At 39.2% G+C, this 15352-nt stretch carries 14 protein-coding genes; 6 read left to right on the plus strand and 8 right to left on the minus strand.

Annotated features, from left to right (window positions below; translation table 11 throughout):
• The first annotated feature begins 16 nt into the window (after window positions 1-16).
• Window positions 17-835 (plus strand): bifunctional DNA-formamidopyrimidine glycosylase/DNA-(apurinic or apyrimidinic site) lyase, encoded by an 819-nt coding sequence (mutM, locus tag ACMZOO_RS09715; protein ID WP_440903165.1) that lies wholly within the window; start codon window positions 17-19, stop codon window positions 833-835.
• On the opposite strand, the gene chrA is transcribed toward mutM, so the two are convergent.
• Entirely contained in the window at window positions 830-2002 is a 1173-nt protein-coding gene (gene chrA, locus ACMZOO_RS09720; RefSeq protein WP_440903166.1) for a chromate efflux transporter, read from the minus strand. The genes mutM and chrA overlap by 6 nt on opposite strands.
• Window positions 2003-2121: 119 nt before the next feature.
• Between chrA and ACMZOO_RS09725 the strand changes: the two genes are divergently transcribed.
• On the plus strand, window positions 2122-3441 hold the full coding sequence (locus tag ACMZOO_RS09725; RefSeq protein WP_440903167.1) for a hypothetical protein: 1320 nt from the start codon (window positions 2122-2124) through the stop codon (window positions 3439-3441).
• A 158-nt stretch (window positions 3442-3599) separates the two neighbouring features.
• Here the strand turns inward: ACMZOO_RS09725 and ACMZOO_RS09730 are convergent, their stop codons facing one another.
• From ACMZOO_RS09730 to ACMZOO_RS09760, 7 genes are all read right to left on the minus strand, one after another.
• Window positions 3600-4787 (minus strand): mechanosensitive ion channel family protein, encoded by a 1188-nt coding sequence (locus ACMZOO_RS09730; protein WP_440903168.1) that lies wholly within the window; start codon window positions 4785-4787, stop codon window positions 3600-3602.
• A gap of 102 nt (window positions 4788-4889) precedes the next feature.
• Entirely contained in the window at window positions 4890-5345 is a 456-nt protein-coding gene (locus ACMZOO_RS09735; RefSeq protein WP_440903169.1) for an NfeD family protein, read from the minus strand.
• On the minus strand, window positions 5342-6286 hold the full coding sequence (locus ACMZOO_RS09740) for an SPFH domain-containing protein (protein ID WP_440903170.1): 945 nt from the start codon (window positions 6284-6286) through the stop codon (window positions 5342-5344). The genes ACMZOO_RS09735 and ACMZOO_RS09740 overlap by 4 nt, the downstream gene beginning before the upstream one ends.
• A gap of 244 nt (window positions 6287-6530) precedes the next feature.
• Complete coding sequence (gene ubiK, locus ACMZOO_RS09745) at window positions 6531-6794, minus strand: ubiquinone biosynthesis accessory factor UbiK (RefSeq protein WP_440903171.1); 264 nt, start codon at window positions 6792-6794, stop codon at window positions 6531-6533.
• A 59-nt stretch (window positions 6795-6853) separates the two neighbouring features.
• Window positions 6854-7756: a DMT family transporter gene (locus ACMZOO_RS09750; protein ID WP_440903172.1), complete on the minus strand. Its 903-nt coding sequence runs from the start codon at window positions 7754-7756 to the stop codon at window positions 6854-6856.
• A 230-nt stretch (window positions 7757-7986) separates the two neighbouring features.
• Window positions 7987-8871, minus strand: coding sequence for a response regulator (locus tag ACMZOO_RS09755; RefSeq protein ID WP_440903173.1), 885 nt, complete (start codon window positions 8869-8871; stop codon window positions 7987-7989).
• Window positions 8864-12247, minus strand: coding sequence for a hybrid sensor histidine kinase/response regulator (locus ACMZOO_RS09760; RefSeq protein ID WP_440903174.1), 3384 nt, complete (start codon window positions 12245-12247; stop codon window positions 8864-8866). The genes ACMZOO_RS09755 and ACMZOO_RS09760 overlap by 8 nt, the downstream gene beginning before the upstream one ends.
• Window positions 12248-12364: 117 nt before the next feature.
• Here ACMZOO_RS09760 and ACMZOO_RS09765 point away from each other — a divergent pair, with 117 nt between their 5' ends.
• From ACMZOO_RS09765 to ACMZOO_RS09780, 4 genes are all read left to right on the plus strand, one after another.
• Window positions 12365-13465 carry a hypothetical protein gene (locus tag ACMZOO_RS09765; RefSeq protein ID WP_440903175.1) on the plus strand — a complete coding sequence of 367 codons (1101 nt, stop codon included), beginning with the start codon at window positions 12365-12367 and terminating at the stop codon, window positions 13463-13465.
• Entirely contained in the window at window positions 13446-13673 is a 228-nt protein-coding gene (locus ACMZOO_RS09770) for a DUF350 domain-containing protein (RefSeq protein ID WP_440903176.1), read from the plus strand. The genes ACMZOO_RS09765 and ACMZOO_RS09770 overlap by 20 nt, the downstream gene beginning before the upstream one ends.
• Before the next feature lie 174 nt (window positions 13674-13847).
• Window positions 13848-14186, plus strand: coding sequence for a hypothetical protein (locus tag ACMZOO_RS09775; protein ID WP_440903177.1), 339 nt, complete (start codon window positions 13848-13850; stop codon window positions 14184-14186).
• A 215-nt stretch (window positions 14187-14401) separates the two neighbouring features.
• Window positions 14402-15343 carry a porin gene (locus ACMZOO_RS09780; RefSeq protein WP_440903178.1) on the plus strand — a complete coding sequence of 314 codons (942 nt, stop codon included), beginning with the start codon at window positions 14402-14404 and terminating at the stop codon, window positions 15341-15343.
• The last annotated feature ends 9 nt before the right edge of the window (window positions 15344-15352 follow it).

Here is a 15352-nt window from a genome sequence, read left to right on the forward strand (position 1 = left end):
TTGAGAAGATTAAGTTATGCCTGAATTACCAGAAGTAGAAGTGACCCGTATGGGCGTTGGCCCCATGTTGCAAGGGCAAAAAATTCACCAGATTAATATTTATCACAAGCAGTTACGCTGGCCAATTAAAGATGAACTTAAGTCATTGGCCGGATTAACTATCAAATCTGTTAGCCGCCGAGCCAAATATCTAATTGTGCAAATAGAGCAAAGTTATGTACTGTTACATTTAGGTATGTCTGGCAAGCTTTGTGTTGTTGATAAAAGCATAGCAAAACAGAAACATGATCACTTCGAAATCGTTTTGACTACAGGTCAAGCATTGCGTTTAAACGACCCGCGCCGATTTGGTGCAGTACTCATGTTTGACGAAAAAAGCGAGCTTGATCTTTGGTTGGCTAAGTTAGGCCCTGAACCTTTATCTGGTGATTTTAATCAACAGCAGCTGTATAAATGGACGCAAAAACGTCAGGTAGCGATTAAAAACTGCATTATGGATAACAAAGTGGTTGTGGGTGTAGGTAATATTTACGCCACGGAATCCTTGTTTAAATCGGCAATACATCCACAAACCCCAGCGAATAAACTAACTCAAGCACAATGTGCTAAGTTAGTTGATGAAATTAAACTTGTGCTCGCACGTGCAATTAAACAAGGTGGCACAACCTTAAAAGATTTTGCTAAAGCAGATGGTAAACCTGGGTATTTTGCTCAAGAACTGCTGGTGTATGGTCGCAGCGGTGAAAAATGTAAAAGTTGTGGCAGCATTATTGAAACTATGGTGATAGGGCAAAGAGCGAGCGCTTATTGCCCTAGTTGCCAACCACGTCTATAACAAAAGGCCAGTGATTAATCCGCTGGCGACTACCAACAACCAAGCGGGTAACCATTTTAGCTGCAACACTACAGCCAAGGCTAGCACCAGCGCAATTTGCCAATATTCATCTATCGCATTGGTTAAAATAGGCTGGTAAAAAGCGGCAACTAAAAAACCAACAACACTGGCATTAATGCCGAGCAAAGCTTTTTGCACAGCTTGATTAGCCGCTATGTTTTGCCAAAAATAAAAACAGCAGTTAATTAATAAGAAAGAAGGTAAAAATATTGCAATGAGCGATATGCCTGCGCCAACTAACACGGGTATATCTAATTGATTTACGCCACCTAAAAAAGCAGCAAAAGTAAAAATAGGCCCAGGCATAGCTTGAGTAACACCATAACCAGCCAAGAAGTCATCTAAACTGACCCAGCCATTTGCCACAACTTCATTTTCAAGCATAGGCAATACCACATGACCACCACCAAATACACTGGCACCAATTCGATAAAAGCTGTCGAACAGCATAAGCGATGAATTTGAACTATTCTGGCTAACAATGGGCAGTACTACTAACAAAGCCAACAGCAGTAATAAACTACTAACTGCTAATGTGCGCGAAATATCAAGTTGCACTGGCGTATTTGATTTTTCAGGTGCTGGGGCAAAAAACATAGCACATAGTGCAGCTGCTACAATCACCAAAAATTGCAGCAAAAAGTGATCGAATAAAATCATCACACAACTGCTGGCGATTAATAACAACCAGGTAAGCTTAGAGGTACAAAACTGTTTAGTCATGCTATAACACGCATGTAAAACAATTGCGGCGGTTGCTAGTTTTAAGCCAGTTATCACACCAGTTAAATTTTCCGTTTGCCACTGAGTTAATCCAAACGCGGCTAACACTAACAAAATGGCTGTTGGCAGGGTAAAACCTAACCAAGCGGCAAAACCGCCTAACTGTCCGGCCCTATGCATGCCTAAACAGATACCAACTTGGCTGCTGGCAGGACCAGGCATAAACTGTGCGATAGCCATCATTTGGGCATAACTATCTGCCGATAACCAGCGCCTTTCATCAACAAAGGTCTGTTTGAATAAAGCTAAATGTGCTGCCGGACCACCAAATGCGATACAGCCCAAACGGAAAAAAGTTAAAAATATGCTGATTAAATCTTTCATTTATAAAATATTTACGGATATAAAGTGCAAAGTTTATTCGAATTTTCTAGTATATAGCCAGAGTAAAAGAATAACAGCGCCACACGCGGACAAGCTAATACAGGATATAGCGCATACCCATGAAGTATCTAGGTTATTTATTTAAATTAATTGTTTGGTTATTGATACTAAGCTTAGTTGGCATAGCCGTGTCTGTGTATTTAATTCGAGCAGATCGCCCGCTTGTTAGCCAAACACAACAAATATCGGCAGAGCGAGTCTCACAAGCGCGCCAGTCTTTGCAGCGTATAGCTAAAGAGCTCAATAATACTGTGGGGCCTGCATATTTCCAGTTCCATCAATCAGATATTGACGCCATGATGGCGATAGTTTCTTACACTGTGCCTTCAACCAAAGCTCGCGCATTTTTATCTAAACAAGGTGTTAATTTTGTCGCGACCACTGAGATAAACACTCCTTATACCACCCAATATATTAATTTTCATTGTATGTTATTGCCGTCGGAAACACGCAAAAACATGCTGTCACTCGACTATTGTGATTTAGGTAAGATTAAATTGCCCAAATGGATGATAAAACCTGCGTATACCTTTTTACTTCAACAATTGTTTGATGAAAAGCTCGCGGAGACTGTTTTGTCTATGGTCACAGCTGTTGAACTAGATGATGAAAATATCGCCATTGATTTGCTGATCCAAGATGGACTTAAACAACAGGTATTGACTGCTATTCAGAATAAATCGAAAAATCACGTAGTTAATGGTTTTACCGGTTTATCAGGCTTCGAGCCTGCAACGGTTGAGATTTATCTAAAAGAAATCCAATCTTTGTACAAACTCAACAACCCAGGTAATCAAGCGCAGTCGTTATCTTTTTATCTAGGTAATGTATTTTATTTAGCCTCGCTGCGCAGCGAGTTTGAGGATGCATCGGCAGAAAATCAAGCGGCTTTATGGGCGTTGGTTATTGCTTTTGGTAATCGTAAATTTGGTCATTTCTTATCACTACCACGTGAGCTGCTTAATCAGTTTGGCGGAGATAGATTAACTTTAATGCGGCGTGGCGATTTAAAATTACACTTTTTATTCTCGGCAGCCCTTGAACGTTTAGTACAAGCCAATATGGGCTTAAAAGTGGGTGAACTAAAAGAGTTGATGGACATGGATAAAGGTGGTTCGGGTTTCAGTTTTGCAGATTTAGCCGCGGATAAAGCGGGCATTAAATTTGCTCAATTTGTTTTAGAACAACCTGAATTAGCGCAGCAAAGGTTAACTGGTAATTTAGCTGAAACTGAGTTTTTCCCATCTATTGATGATTTACCCGAGGGCCTAGCTGAAAAAGCATTTAATCAGAGTTTTGGTAATACCGAATCAGCTGAGTATAAGCAGTTAGAAGCTATTATTGACCAACGTATTGCCCAACTGGCTTTATATCAATAATTCTATTCTTGTGTGCTAGCTGGGATTAGTTGTCATACTAATCATCAGCAACAAAATGGCTTGGCATGCTAGTTTGAAAAATTATGTTTCAAACTAGCCTGTATATTTATATTGAGTTTTCTTGTCCTGATTATGCTTGTGAGAATGCTAGCTGAAATCTATTTTCCCTGACCAAATTGATAAATACGTAAACCAAAATAATCGGCGGCACATAATAGATGATCGATCACATCGGCTTGAATTGCTTCGTATTTTTTCCATTCAACTTCGGTAAAACAATATACTTCAAGTGGTAAACCATTTTCGGTTGCTGCAAGTTGCCGACACATAATTAACATATCGCTACGTATTTCTTTTTTAGCATTTAAATAACGTTCAACATACGCGCGGAAAGTACCTAAATTAGATAAAGTGCGTTTATCCGGTAAATTGTCTGAGCTTGCAACCGTTGCACCATCTTCGAGTTTCTGTTGTAAATACTCTTGCAGCAGAGGATGTTGTGTTAGTTTATCGAAATCTTCTTGAGTAATATGTCGAACTGAGTTTTGGTCAATATATAAAGCGCGTTTCATCCTGCGTGCGCCAGTTTCCTGCATGCCACGCCAGTTAGTAAAACTGTTTGATACTAAATCGTAAACCGGTACTGAGGTTATCGTATTATCAAAATTACGTACCTTAACTACGGTTAAACCAACAGAAATCACAGTGCCGTCTGCACCACCGGGTGTATAGACTATCCAATCACCAACACGAACTAAGCGATTCAGTGATAACTGCACACCAGCAACAAAACCTAAGATCACATCTTTAAAAATCAATAAGACTAAGGCCATTGCGGCTGAAATACCGGTTAATAGTGCCAGAGGTGATTTATCAAAGGTGATAGAAACAATAAAAATCACTGTCACTATATAAACGGTTAACACAGCTAGCTGGCGAACATTATCAATTGGTAATGTACGTAAGGTTTCGCTCCGGTCAAAAATATCGCGAATTGTATGAATAATACTTAAAATAACTGAGGCGATTAGAATAGTTAGAGTAATGCTAATAAACTGATTAAATACATCGTGTTGCGAGTCAGTAAAATCAAATAATGAGTGGGTACTTTTTTCAACCACAATAATAGGCACACACCACAAAATTCGATTTAAAAATTTGTTTTTGAGTAACAAGTCATCCCATTCCAAACGAGTTTTGCGGATCGCGGTACTGATGAGTGGGCTGATTATTTTAAAAGTGAGCAAGCCAACTGCAGCAACTAATAAAAAGATTACGCCAATACGAGATGCGGTATAAGCAACACCTTGCTCTGGTAACCAAGCTAACCAGGAAATATCTTGCATATGATGACCTTAAATACAAATGAAAAACGGTTGATATGTTACTCCTTAGCTTAGCTAGGAACAATCAACCGTTTGTTTATTGAGGTTTTTCTTGATTACGAATTAAATTGCTTTAACCCATAAAGTGCCAACCTCAACTTTAACTACTTCTACTTCATTACCTGCAGCTATTGGAGATTCGCTTTTGACTTTCCATTCAATTCCTGAATATTTGTGTGTGGTTAGACCTTTATTATCAATGGCTTGTTCACTAAAAAAACGCACACCGTCAAAATCGCTCTTTACCTGTTTGATTTCGCTTTGTCCTTGCAGATTTTTTAGTGGTTTCCACAAAGCTATCGCCAATAATGCACTGATAATCGCGTTGCTTAATAAAATTGAGGTTAATGTATCAGGTAAAATGCCTAACCAAATTAAGCTGCCGGATATCACCATAGATATACCAACAAAAAACAATATAAAAGTCGCAAAACCTAAAATTGCTACCTCAATTGCCAGCAGGATAATACCTGTGGCAATCAGTAACTGTGGGATATAAGGGGTTAAAGATTCAATCATGCTCTTTGCCCTTGGTTTAAGCTATTAATAATAGTGGTTGCTTGCGCGACAATTGATGCTGCGTCTGTTGAGCTATCTGGCAATAAAACTACGCTAGATTCTTTAGCAATAGCTTGTTTAGCCTCAATTGCTCTAGTAGCAAGATCAAGCTGAATAGCTTTTTGACCTTCTTCTGTGGCTGCCGCTTTACCCACTACTGCAAGTGCTTCAGCTTGTGCATCGGCAACTGCGATAATGGCTTTTGCTTCACCTTCAGCTTTTAATACTTGCTCTTGCTTCTCAGCTTCTGCAGCTAAAACACGCGCCTGTTTTTCACCTTCAGCGATATTAATTGCAGCTTGTTTTTCACCTTCTGACTCTAAAATTTTTGCTCGACGCTCACGCTCTGCCTTCATCTGCGATTCCATCGAATCCATAATAGTAGAAGGTGGAGTAATATCTTTAATCTCGTAGCGCAAAACGGCCACACCCCAAGAATCAGCTGCTTCATTGATTGACTGGACTATCTTGGCGTTAAGCATGTCACGCTCTTCAAAGGTCTTGTCTAAATCAATTTTACCTATTTCCGAACGCATTGTGGTTTGGGCTAACTGGGTTACGGCAAATACGTAATCTTCCACACCATAAGTTGCTTTGTACGGGTCAAGCACACGGAAATATAAAACACCATCTACCGTTAGTGAGATATTGTCTTTAGTAATAGCCGCTTGGCTAGGTACATCAAAAGCTTGTTCTTTAAGTGAACGGTCTGCTGAAATTTTATCAACAAACGGGATAATAAAGTTGATACCTGCTTCTTTAGTTGATTGGTATTTACCAAAACGTTCAACTATCCAGGCGCGGTTCTGCGGGACAAATTTAATTGATGATTTAAGGGTAACTATTACAAAAACGAATAGTGCAAATTGAGTGGTAAAAACGTATTCAAACAAAATATCCATGATGTTTCCTTTTTCTTTGACATATTATGTCTTGGGTTTTCAGTATTGCGTGAATTCCAATTTAGTGCATTTATTTTAGTCAGAAATAGCTAGAAAGTGTGATCTATTTCACATTTTTCTGGGGTGTTAAACGGAAGGTTTCGAATAAAGCGATTAATTTGCCACCGTTAGATAGGCGATTCTGCAGCAGAAAGGGAAGATTAAATGCGCAGACGGTGGCAAAGTCATGGTGAATTAACTAAGGCTATTCACTTTTATTTGAGTCGGCTAACTTAGCTTCTAATTCAGCCATTTTTTGTTCTAAATCAGCAAGCTTTTCGCGTGTACGCATTAATACTCGAGTTTGCACATCAAACTCTTCGCGGGTAACTAAATCAAGCTGAGCTAATTTACTTTGTAAAACTTGTTTAGTTTTTTCTTCCATCTCACCAGCAAATTGTTTGATACCACTTGGCATAGACTCACTAATTTGATGGGCTATTTCTTCTAATTTTTTCGCGTTGATCATAATCTTTATCGTCTCGAATGAATTGTTTTTATTGTAGCTAGTTACACTGCTAAATTAAATTAAGATTTATGTTTTTTTGACAGATAATAAATACCGGCAATAACCAAAGCCATGCCTAAAGCATGTACTAGGGTAAAAACTTCATTCAATAAAACAATTGAAAATATTGTGGTTAATACTGGACCTAAGCTGCCAGAAATAGACGCATTGTTCGCGCCTATTTTTTCAATTGCAGCATTCATCAAAAATGATGGAATGACAGTTGCGATAATCGCAATGGCCGCTGCATATAGTAATACCGGCAGTGGCTGCAGCAGGTCACTTGGGTTATGGGTCAAAAAGAAGTGAATCACAATGGCGACAGTTGCGGCCAACATAGCAATACAGGTAAAAAACTTACTGCCATATTTACCACTATATTTCTGGCTACCGACCACATAAAACGAAAAACTTAAACTACTGGCAAGCACCAACAAAGTACCTGTGATCACAGCTTCACCTAAATTAGATAAGTCATAATAAAAAATCAGCAGTAAACCTGCATAAGCTATGGTTAAACTGGCCAGTTCAACTAATTTGATTGGTCGCTTTTGCCATAAGGCATTAATAATCAACACAAACGCAGGGTAGGTGTACAAGACTATGCGCTCGTAATGTGCGGTAATAAAATTTAGTGCGTATAAATCTAACCAACTCGCGGCGTAATAACCCATTAAACCTAAAATAATAATGCTAATGATTGAATCGCGTGATAGCGGTTGGCGCATTGGTTGTTTTAACACTAAGTGCAACATGTATAAATAAAACGGCATGGCCAGCAGCATACGCCAGGTCATTAATGTGGTGGTGTCGACGCCATATTCATAAGCAAGTTTGATAAAAATAGATTTGCTCGAAAACATTGCTACGGCAATAAAAGCTAAGCTGAATCCAGAATTAGTTAGAGAATTGTTTTTTAACACAAATTTCCTTGTGAATGCCGATGTGGATTAAATCAGTTGGTATTGTAACAAGGAGGAGAAAAATAAATTTAAAAAAATTTTGAATTTATTTTAGTTTTTATTGAACTTAGCCGAAATCGCACAGTCTATTATTATGAATTTAAAGTGTGTTCCTGTTGTATCTCCCTTGTATGCCGCCTGTAGTTATGCTGTAGGCGGCTTTTTTTTGCCTGTTTTTTTAGTAGAGACTGTTAGGATTCGCTCTCCAAAATGCGAATAGAAATAGTTGCTGCAGCGGTACGGTTATCAACATCTAATTTTTTAAAGATTTGTTCTAAGTGTTTATTAACTGTTCTTGGGCTCATTTCGAGGATTTGTGAAATTTCCCAATTTGACTTAGCGTGCGACAGCCAATATAAAACTTCAGCTTCGCGTTTGGTTATAGGCAAGTTTTCTTTTAAATCTAGTGCACTGCGTTTAATTCTTTGTTTGCTCAAGCGCAATAGATGCAAGCCATCTTGCTGGCGTTCATACACTATTTGTAACTGTGGATTTGATTCGGTTAAGTTTAACGCTGTTTGTTTATCACCCTGAGCTAACCATAGTTGTAGTTCTGGCCGTATTTGGCTCCAAGGAGAGGAAATGCCTTTGTAAGCTTGCTCCATTAACTCATATACTTGTGGTGTTGCCCAAGATAGTTCACCTTGTGGGTTTACACAGAATACATTTTTACCTGCATGATCAAGTGCAGTATGGGCACTTAAGGTTAGCCTAGCTGTATTTAAATGGGTTTTAATCCGTATCAGTACTTCATCGGTCGATATAGGTTTAGTGACATAATCAACACCACCGGCTTCAAAACCTTTAACCACATCCTCTGAATCTGTTAGTCCAGTCATAAAAATAACCGGTATATGTGGGAAAGCTTGTTTAAAACGTTTGCAGGTTTCAAAACCATCTAACTCCGGCATTATTGCGTCCATTAAAATAATGTCAGGTTCCATTTTCTCGGCAATATTTAGTGCTTGTAAACCGTTCAGCGCGACTAAAGCTGTGTACCCTGCGGTGTTGAGTGCAACGTTTAACATTCCTAATGATTCTGGCGAATCATCTACTACTAACACAATATTATTCATCAGACTGTTCACCAATTAATGTTTTTAAGTACTGGCATATTTGGGAAAAATGGCAGCCTTGCAGTAGCTCAGTTATTTTAACTAAGGTATCGTCAGCAAAAGCATGTGTTTGTTTTATTTCATCCAACTTGTCTTTAAAGCCAGAAAGGTAGCCAATTTCAGCCAACGCTAATAGGCTTTGGTACTGAGCAAGTGTGACAGCTTGCTGGTTATTATTGTCAGCTGTTTTTGTTGTCGGGTTACTTGTCTCTTCATTGATAAATTGATACATCCATTCTAAATCAAGCTGTTGACCAATTTTTTGTAGCAATACGTCAGTGTTAATCGGTTTGGCCATGTAGTCGTCGTGGTAACCAGCATCTTGCTCTGTGTCTGTGTCGCGAGCATTGGCTGACACCATAATAATTGGCATCACGTATTTTTTCTCACGCAAAATACGCGCAAGTTGCCAGCCATTCATTTCTGGCATAGTCACGTCTAACAAAATCAAATCGATATGATTTTGTTCAAGAATAGCTAGGGCTTGAGATGGCTTTTCTGCCATTTGTAAATTAAAGCCGAGTGGACTTAAAAAATCTGCCATCAAGCGGCGCTGATTGGCATCGTCTTCTACCACTAAGATAGATTTATTTTGCCCTTCATAAGCAATGGCTTTGGCTTTTTGGAAATCTGTTTCTTTATTGCTGCTATCCACTTTGGCTAACATCAAACTCAGTTTGAAAGTACTGCCTTGCCCCAGCTTACTGCTTACCGCAATTTCACCACCCATCAATTGTGCCAATGACTGCGAAATAGTTAAACCAAGCCCTGTACCACTAATAGCTTGTGTTTGGCTATTTTTAACCCGTTCAAAAGGTTTAAAAATTTGCTGTAAATCAGTTGGGGAAATGCCCATACCTGTATCCGACACTTCAAAATGGGCGACTTGGTTGCGGTAAGATACTTTAAATTGAATAGTCCCTTGTTGGGTGAATTTAATCGCATTGGATAATAGGTTGATTAAAATTTGTCTAAATCTTTGTTTATCGGTTGCGACCACTTCGGGCAAATTGTTGCTGCACTCAAAAGTAAAAACTAACCCTTTGTTATTTGCCTGCAGCTTAAACATATCAGCGAGCTGATTCAGAAATGGCTTGATTTGCACTTCATCACGCTGCAAGTGCATACGCCCTGCTTCAATTTTGGAGATTTCTAATAGACCTTCAATTAAATCCGCTAAATGTTCACCGCTGCGTTTTAAGATACCGATAGATTCGCGCTGTTTATCTGGGATAGCTTTATCTTGGCTAAGCAGCTGTGCATAACCCAATAATACATTGAGTGGTGTGCGCAGTTCGTGGCTCAAGCCTGTTAGATAACGGGTTTTGGCTTGGTTGGCGGACTCTGCTGCTTCTTTGGCTTGTTGCAAAGCTTGATAGGTTTTTTCATGTGCTTCTATTTCATGCGCTAATGCTTTGGTTTGGCTGCGAAGTTCTAACAAAGCTAAGCGATTACTGCTGCGCGCTAAGATAAATAACCAACTGACAACACCAATAATGATTAGCAATAAGAAGAATATTTTAACTAAGGTTGCGCCAAACACGGTTTTCAGTTGAATATCTGAATCAGGTACTTGCAGATAAATCAAAAATAAAATACCAGCGCCAATTAAACTTAAGGTTAGTGTGACACCAACAAACTGCATAGTTGGTGAGCTTAAGGTTTTTAGCTGTTGGCGGGTTAAAATTCGTTGGAAAAAGTGCTGCGCTTGGGCAAATAAGGTGGCGTCTTCGCGGCATTGGTCGCCACAGCGAACATCTAAACTACAACATAAAGAGCATATATGTTTACCGTAGGCGGGGCAGTGGGTCATATCTTCTGCATCAAAGGTATTTTCACAAATATGGCATTTGGTTGGCTGAGTGATATTAAAGTCGCGATTTGGCAATAAGTAATATTTGCTGCGAGTTACAATCGCAATAAGTGGTGCTGTTATCAATGGTAAGAAGAAGGCGAGGTAAGAAGCATAAGCTTCAACCCAAATACCATACCAACCAAAATGACCAGTAAAACCAACACAAGAGGCGATCAACATAGAGCCGACACCAACGGGGTTAATGTCGTATAAATGTGAACGCTTAAACTCTATATGTTTAGGGCTTAGACCTAGCGGTTTATTAACAATTAAATCTGCAACTACTGAGCTTAACCAAGCAAGAACTAAGACAGAATAGACTTGCAGCATGCTTTCAATGGTTTGATAAATACCAAGCTCCATTAACAGCAGGGCGATAGCAACATTAAAAAACATCCAGACGACTCGCCCCGGGTGGTTATGGGTAACTCGTGAAAAGAAATTCGACCAAGCAAGCGAGCCTGCATAAGCGTTGGCAACATTAATTTTCAGTTGTGAAATCACCACAAAAGATGCGGCTAAAACAACTGCTATGGTCGAGTTATCAATAACATAACCAAAGGCGACTTGATACATATGCGCAGGATCGTCCGCAACATCTGCCGGAATCCCTTGTTTCAGCGCAAGCCAAGCTAAAAAAGAGCCCAAAAAGAGTTTAGCTGCACCAAATATCATCCAGCCTGGACCTGCTAGTACCAGCGCAGTCCACCAGCGCCAAGCTTGTTTTTGTGGCTTTTCTGGTAAAAAGCGTAAAAAATCGACCTGCTCACCAATTTGCGCAACAAGCGATAATAAAATGGCTGAAGCTGCACCAAATAACAATGGATTAAAAGCAGCGCCGTCTTCACCTGCATAACCACTAAATTCAAACCATTCGTCTAATTTACTGTCAGGATGATTAAATACATAAATAAGTGGGACGATTTGCAGAATGATCCAAATTGGCTGAGTCCATACCTGAAAGCGGCTGATGTTGGTAATACCATGGGTAACCAAGGGCAAAACGATTAGTGCGCTGATCACATAACCTACTGCTAAAGGCAAATCAAACAGGAGTTTGAGTGCCATTGACATAACAGCAGCTTCAAGTGCAAAAAAGATAAAGGTAAAGGAGGCGTAAATTAGCGAGGCTATGGTTGAACCTATATAACCAAAACCTGCGCCACGACTGAGCAGATCAATATCTACGCCGTATTTGGCCGCATAATAACTAATAGGCAAACCGCTAAAAAAAACCACAGCAACAACGGCGATAATTGCCCAAGCTGAATTGATAAAACCATAGTTTAAGGTAATCGCGCCACCTATGGCTTCTAATACTAAAAACGAGACTATGCCGAGTGCGGTATTGGCTATCCACATGGATGACCATTTGCGTGCGCGTTTTGCGGTAAAACGCAGCGCAAAATCTTCCATCATTTCGTTGGCAACCAACTTGTTATAAGTACGCCTTGTGTGGCGAATTTTTTGCCTTGAGTGCATAATCAACTTTTTCTACTAACTTAGCTGCAGTTTAACAGGCGAGCAAGTTGGCTGTATATGCGTAGATGTACGTAGGTTTTTCAATTGCACAAAAAGTAACTAACGAGATAACACTGGGTGAAGGAATTTTTTTATAAAATAGTTGGCGCTGGTTTAATTTACTTTGGATTCTGGGTTTATTTTTCCTTTTTTCAAACAAAGTTTGCCGACAAACACCCAATTGCCCAACAAGTGGAAGTGTTAGCAGACCGCCCCGATAAAGCGGTTAAATTGATTAATCAGCAACTCAAGCAAGCAGAGTTACCGTTAGAGCTTAAAGTTTGGTTGCTAAATACCGCGGCCGAACATTATTACCAAATGTGGCATTTCCATAAGCAGTTAGACATGTTGCAGCAGGCTTATAAACTCACTGGCAGTGACTACCATAAACAGCGTATTGTTGAGGTAAAAAACTTAATCAACCGCAATCAAGGTGAACGCAAACTTCGCCAAAGTTATTTAGATATGCGTGATACCGGCATGAATAAAAAATTAACTGGCAAAGTTATCTTAGCTTACGTATTTGTAGATGATAACTTGTGGAGTCGCTGGTCTAATCAAGATAGATTAAATGCCATGTCAAATGCGGATGTTGCAAGCGATTGGCTGCAAAAATCAGCCAAACAATATGCAATCAATAATCTAGATTTTGAACAAAGGTTTTTCTTTTTATCCATCCCGAAACGAATCAATAATCGCACCGTTCGAGACGAACAATATTTTGCTTATATCACAGAGCAATTGTTGAGTTATCAAAAATATCCAGATTTAAAAACATGGCTGAATTATTTAACTGGCGGTGATAAAAACAGCCAAGTTGCATTGATTTTTCATACCAATAATGATGACAGATCATTTGCGCGAACTTGTGGTAAAGGCCACTGTTATTTTGAACATGTACAACTTATTACCCAGTACAAAATAAATAAATTGTGGCATTTTCAACAGGTATTACCGCACGAGTTATTACATTTATTTGGCGCAGCCGATTTATACAATATTGAAAATGCCAAAAGTTATGCGACTACAGACATAATGAATTATTACTCTAGCCAACTGAACTACAGCAGTATTGAGCCAATAACCGCATGGTCTGTTGGTTGGTTAACTGAAGCACCAACAACACCATTTAAAATAACCACCCAAAGAGAAGCTTATTATGGAAATCACCAGCATTAGCCAAAACATCACCTTTTTAGCCATTAACCTAGCGTATGCGCTGATTTGTTTATTTGTCAGCGTGCTTGCGTTAATCATTATTGATAAGTTTATTTTCCGTGATATCGACTTTAATGAAGAGATTAAAAAGGGCAATGTTGCAGTGGCAATACTGCAATCGGTTATTTTGATATTTGTTGGATTAGTGGTGTCTATTGCGATGACATAGAATAAGGCGTAGGTTTATAAAAAATGTAAGATGTTAAATCAAGTTTATTGATAGTCTTACAGCCAAAGTCTATTACAGCTCTGCATGACTGCTTTGTCGGAATTGAAGCTGGCGCTATTCTCATTGACGCTGTTTCATGCCTAAGAAAATACTTGAATGTTTTAAGGAGATACCATGAAGTTGACTACATCTGCTTGTAATGCGCTGTTATTTGGGCTTGTATCTATGATTCTTGGCGCACTTGTTTTCAAACTGGTGTTATCTATAGGTAAGTTTGATGATTTTGAGCTTAAAAATATTATCTCACTGATTACTTTCCCGCTTTTTGTCTTTAATGGTGGAGTCTATTTCTTTATTTTGGGCTGTTTACAGTTGGCAGGCAAAATTCATTCTTATAAAGAAGCAAATCAAGTGGAACGTAAACAAATTAATTTGTTAAGTGTAAAGTTGATGTCGCCTACCATCATTTGTGCGGCTCTATTTTTCGTAGTTAACTTTGACCGATTTTTTTAGTCGAAAAGTTATTTATAATTTCAAAACTACGTCATTTGACGTATGCCCCTGCGCAGTTTGACGAATATCCCCTCTAGCGCTTTCGCGCAATACTAACCACAGTCGTAAACAAGGCAGTACTCATAAGCCAATTTCCCAATTGTGATGGCTGTTTTGTCTACGACCCCAAACACTGCAAATAACAAGGTTAAGCAAACTACTTCAGGGGTATTACAATGAGCAAAATCAAACGTACAGCTTTAAGTATCGCAGCTGCGCTAGCTACAGTAACAGCATCACCAGCGGTAAATGCAGGTGACTTCAGTTTAACAGACAACTTATCAGTAACTGGTTTTATTGATATGTCTTACGTTTATTCAGATGCAGATGGCGCAAGCTCAGAGTCATCTTCTGGTTTAGACCAATTTGAAATTGATTTGGTCTACAGCTTTGACGACAAGTTAAAAGCGCAAGTAGATTTAGAATACAAAGATTCATACGGTGCGGTTGATTTAGAGCAAGCATTTTTTACCTACGCAGTGACAGATGAGTTCACGTTAAAAGCAGGTCGTTTCTTAAGCTACTCTGGTTGGGAAACTGAAGAGCCTACAGGCTTGTTCCAATACTCAGGTACAGGTTATGCACCTTATTTCTATGGTTACTACCAACAAGGTATTTCTGGTTTATATAGCACTGACAGCTTCGCAGTTGCCCTTTCTGTAATCAATAGCCCATACAGCCCTGAAGACACAGATAGTGAAAAACCTGGTTACGAAGCTATGGTAGCTATCATGCCTACTGATTCAATTACAGTTAAAGCTTTCTACTTATCAGATGAAGACACCAACACAACTAACGTTTGGGCTTCTTACGCAGTTGGCGATTTAACTTTAGCCGCTGAATATAACTTAGGTGATTACGCAAACGGCAATGACGGTTCTGGTTACTTATTAATGGCAAACTATGCTATGGGCTCAGCTGGTATCACAGTTCGCTATCATGATTTTGAAATTGAAACTGCAGCAGGTGCATTGTTTGATGATGGCAGCGCAATAACTATCTCGCCTAGCTACGCAGTAAGCGATAACTTACTTATGGTGTTCGAATACCGTATGGATGAAAGTGATGTTAGAGGCGACAGCGATTCAATCGCAGTTGAAGCTTTAATCTCTTTCTAAGCACTACAC

This window comes from Catenovulum sp. SX2, assembly GCF_052056295.1.
Lineage (GTDB): Bacteria > Pseudomonadota > Gammaproteobacteria > Enterobacterales > Alteromonadaceae > Catenovulum.

Excerpts from the sequence above, each read along its gene's own strand:
- mutM (WP_440903165.1), top strand. The coding sequence starts at position 17 with ATGCCTGAATTACCAGAAGTAGAAGTGACCCGTATGGGCGTTGGCCCC.
- chrA (WP_440903166.1), bottom strand. The coding sequence starts at position 2,002 with ATGAAAGATTTAATCAGCATATTTTTAACTTTTTTCCGTTTGGGCTGT.
- ACMZOO_RS09725 (WP_440903167.1), top strand. The coding sequence starts at position 2,122 with ATGAAGTATCTAGGTTATTTATTTAAATTAATTGTTTGGTTATTGATA.
- ACMZOO_RS09730 (WP_440903168.1), bottom strand. The coding sequence starts at position 4,787 with ATGCAAGATATTTCCTGGTTAGCTTGGTTACCAGAGCAAGGTGTTGCT.
- ACMZOO_RS09735 (WP_440903169.1), bottom strand. The coding sequence starts at position 5,345 with ATGATTGAATCTTTAACCCCTTATATCCCACAGTTACTGATTGCCACA.
- ACMZOO_RS09740 (WP_440903170.1), bottom strand. The coding sequence starts at position 6,286 with ATGGATATTTTGTTTGAATACGTTTTTACCACTCAATTTGCACTATTC.
- ubiK (WP_440903171.1), bottom strand. The coding sequence starts at position 6,794 with ATGATCAACGCGAAAAAATTAGAAGAAATAGCCCATCAAATTAGTGAG.
- ACMZOO_RS09755 (WP_440903173.1), bottom strand. The coding sequence starts at position 8,871 with ATGAATAATATTGTGTTAGTAGTAGATGATTCGCCAGAATCATTAGGA.
- ACMZOO_RS09760 (WP_440903174.1), bottom strand. The coding sequence starts at position 12,247 with ATGCACTCAAGGCAAAAAATTCGCCACACAAGGCGTACTTATAACAAG.
- ACMZOO_RS09770 (WP_440903176.1), top strand. The coding sequence starts at position 13,446 with ATGGAAATCACCAGCATTAGCCAAAACATCACCTTTTTAGCCATTAAC.
- ACMZOO_RS09775 (WP_440903177.1), top strand. The coding sequence starts at position 13,848 with ATGAAGTTGACTACATCTGCTTGTAATGCGCTGTTATTTGGGCTTGTA.
- ACMZOO_RS09780 (WP_440903178.1), top strand. The coding sequence starts at position 14,402 with ATGAGCAAAATCAAACGTACAGCTTTAAGTATCGCAGCTGCGCTAGCT.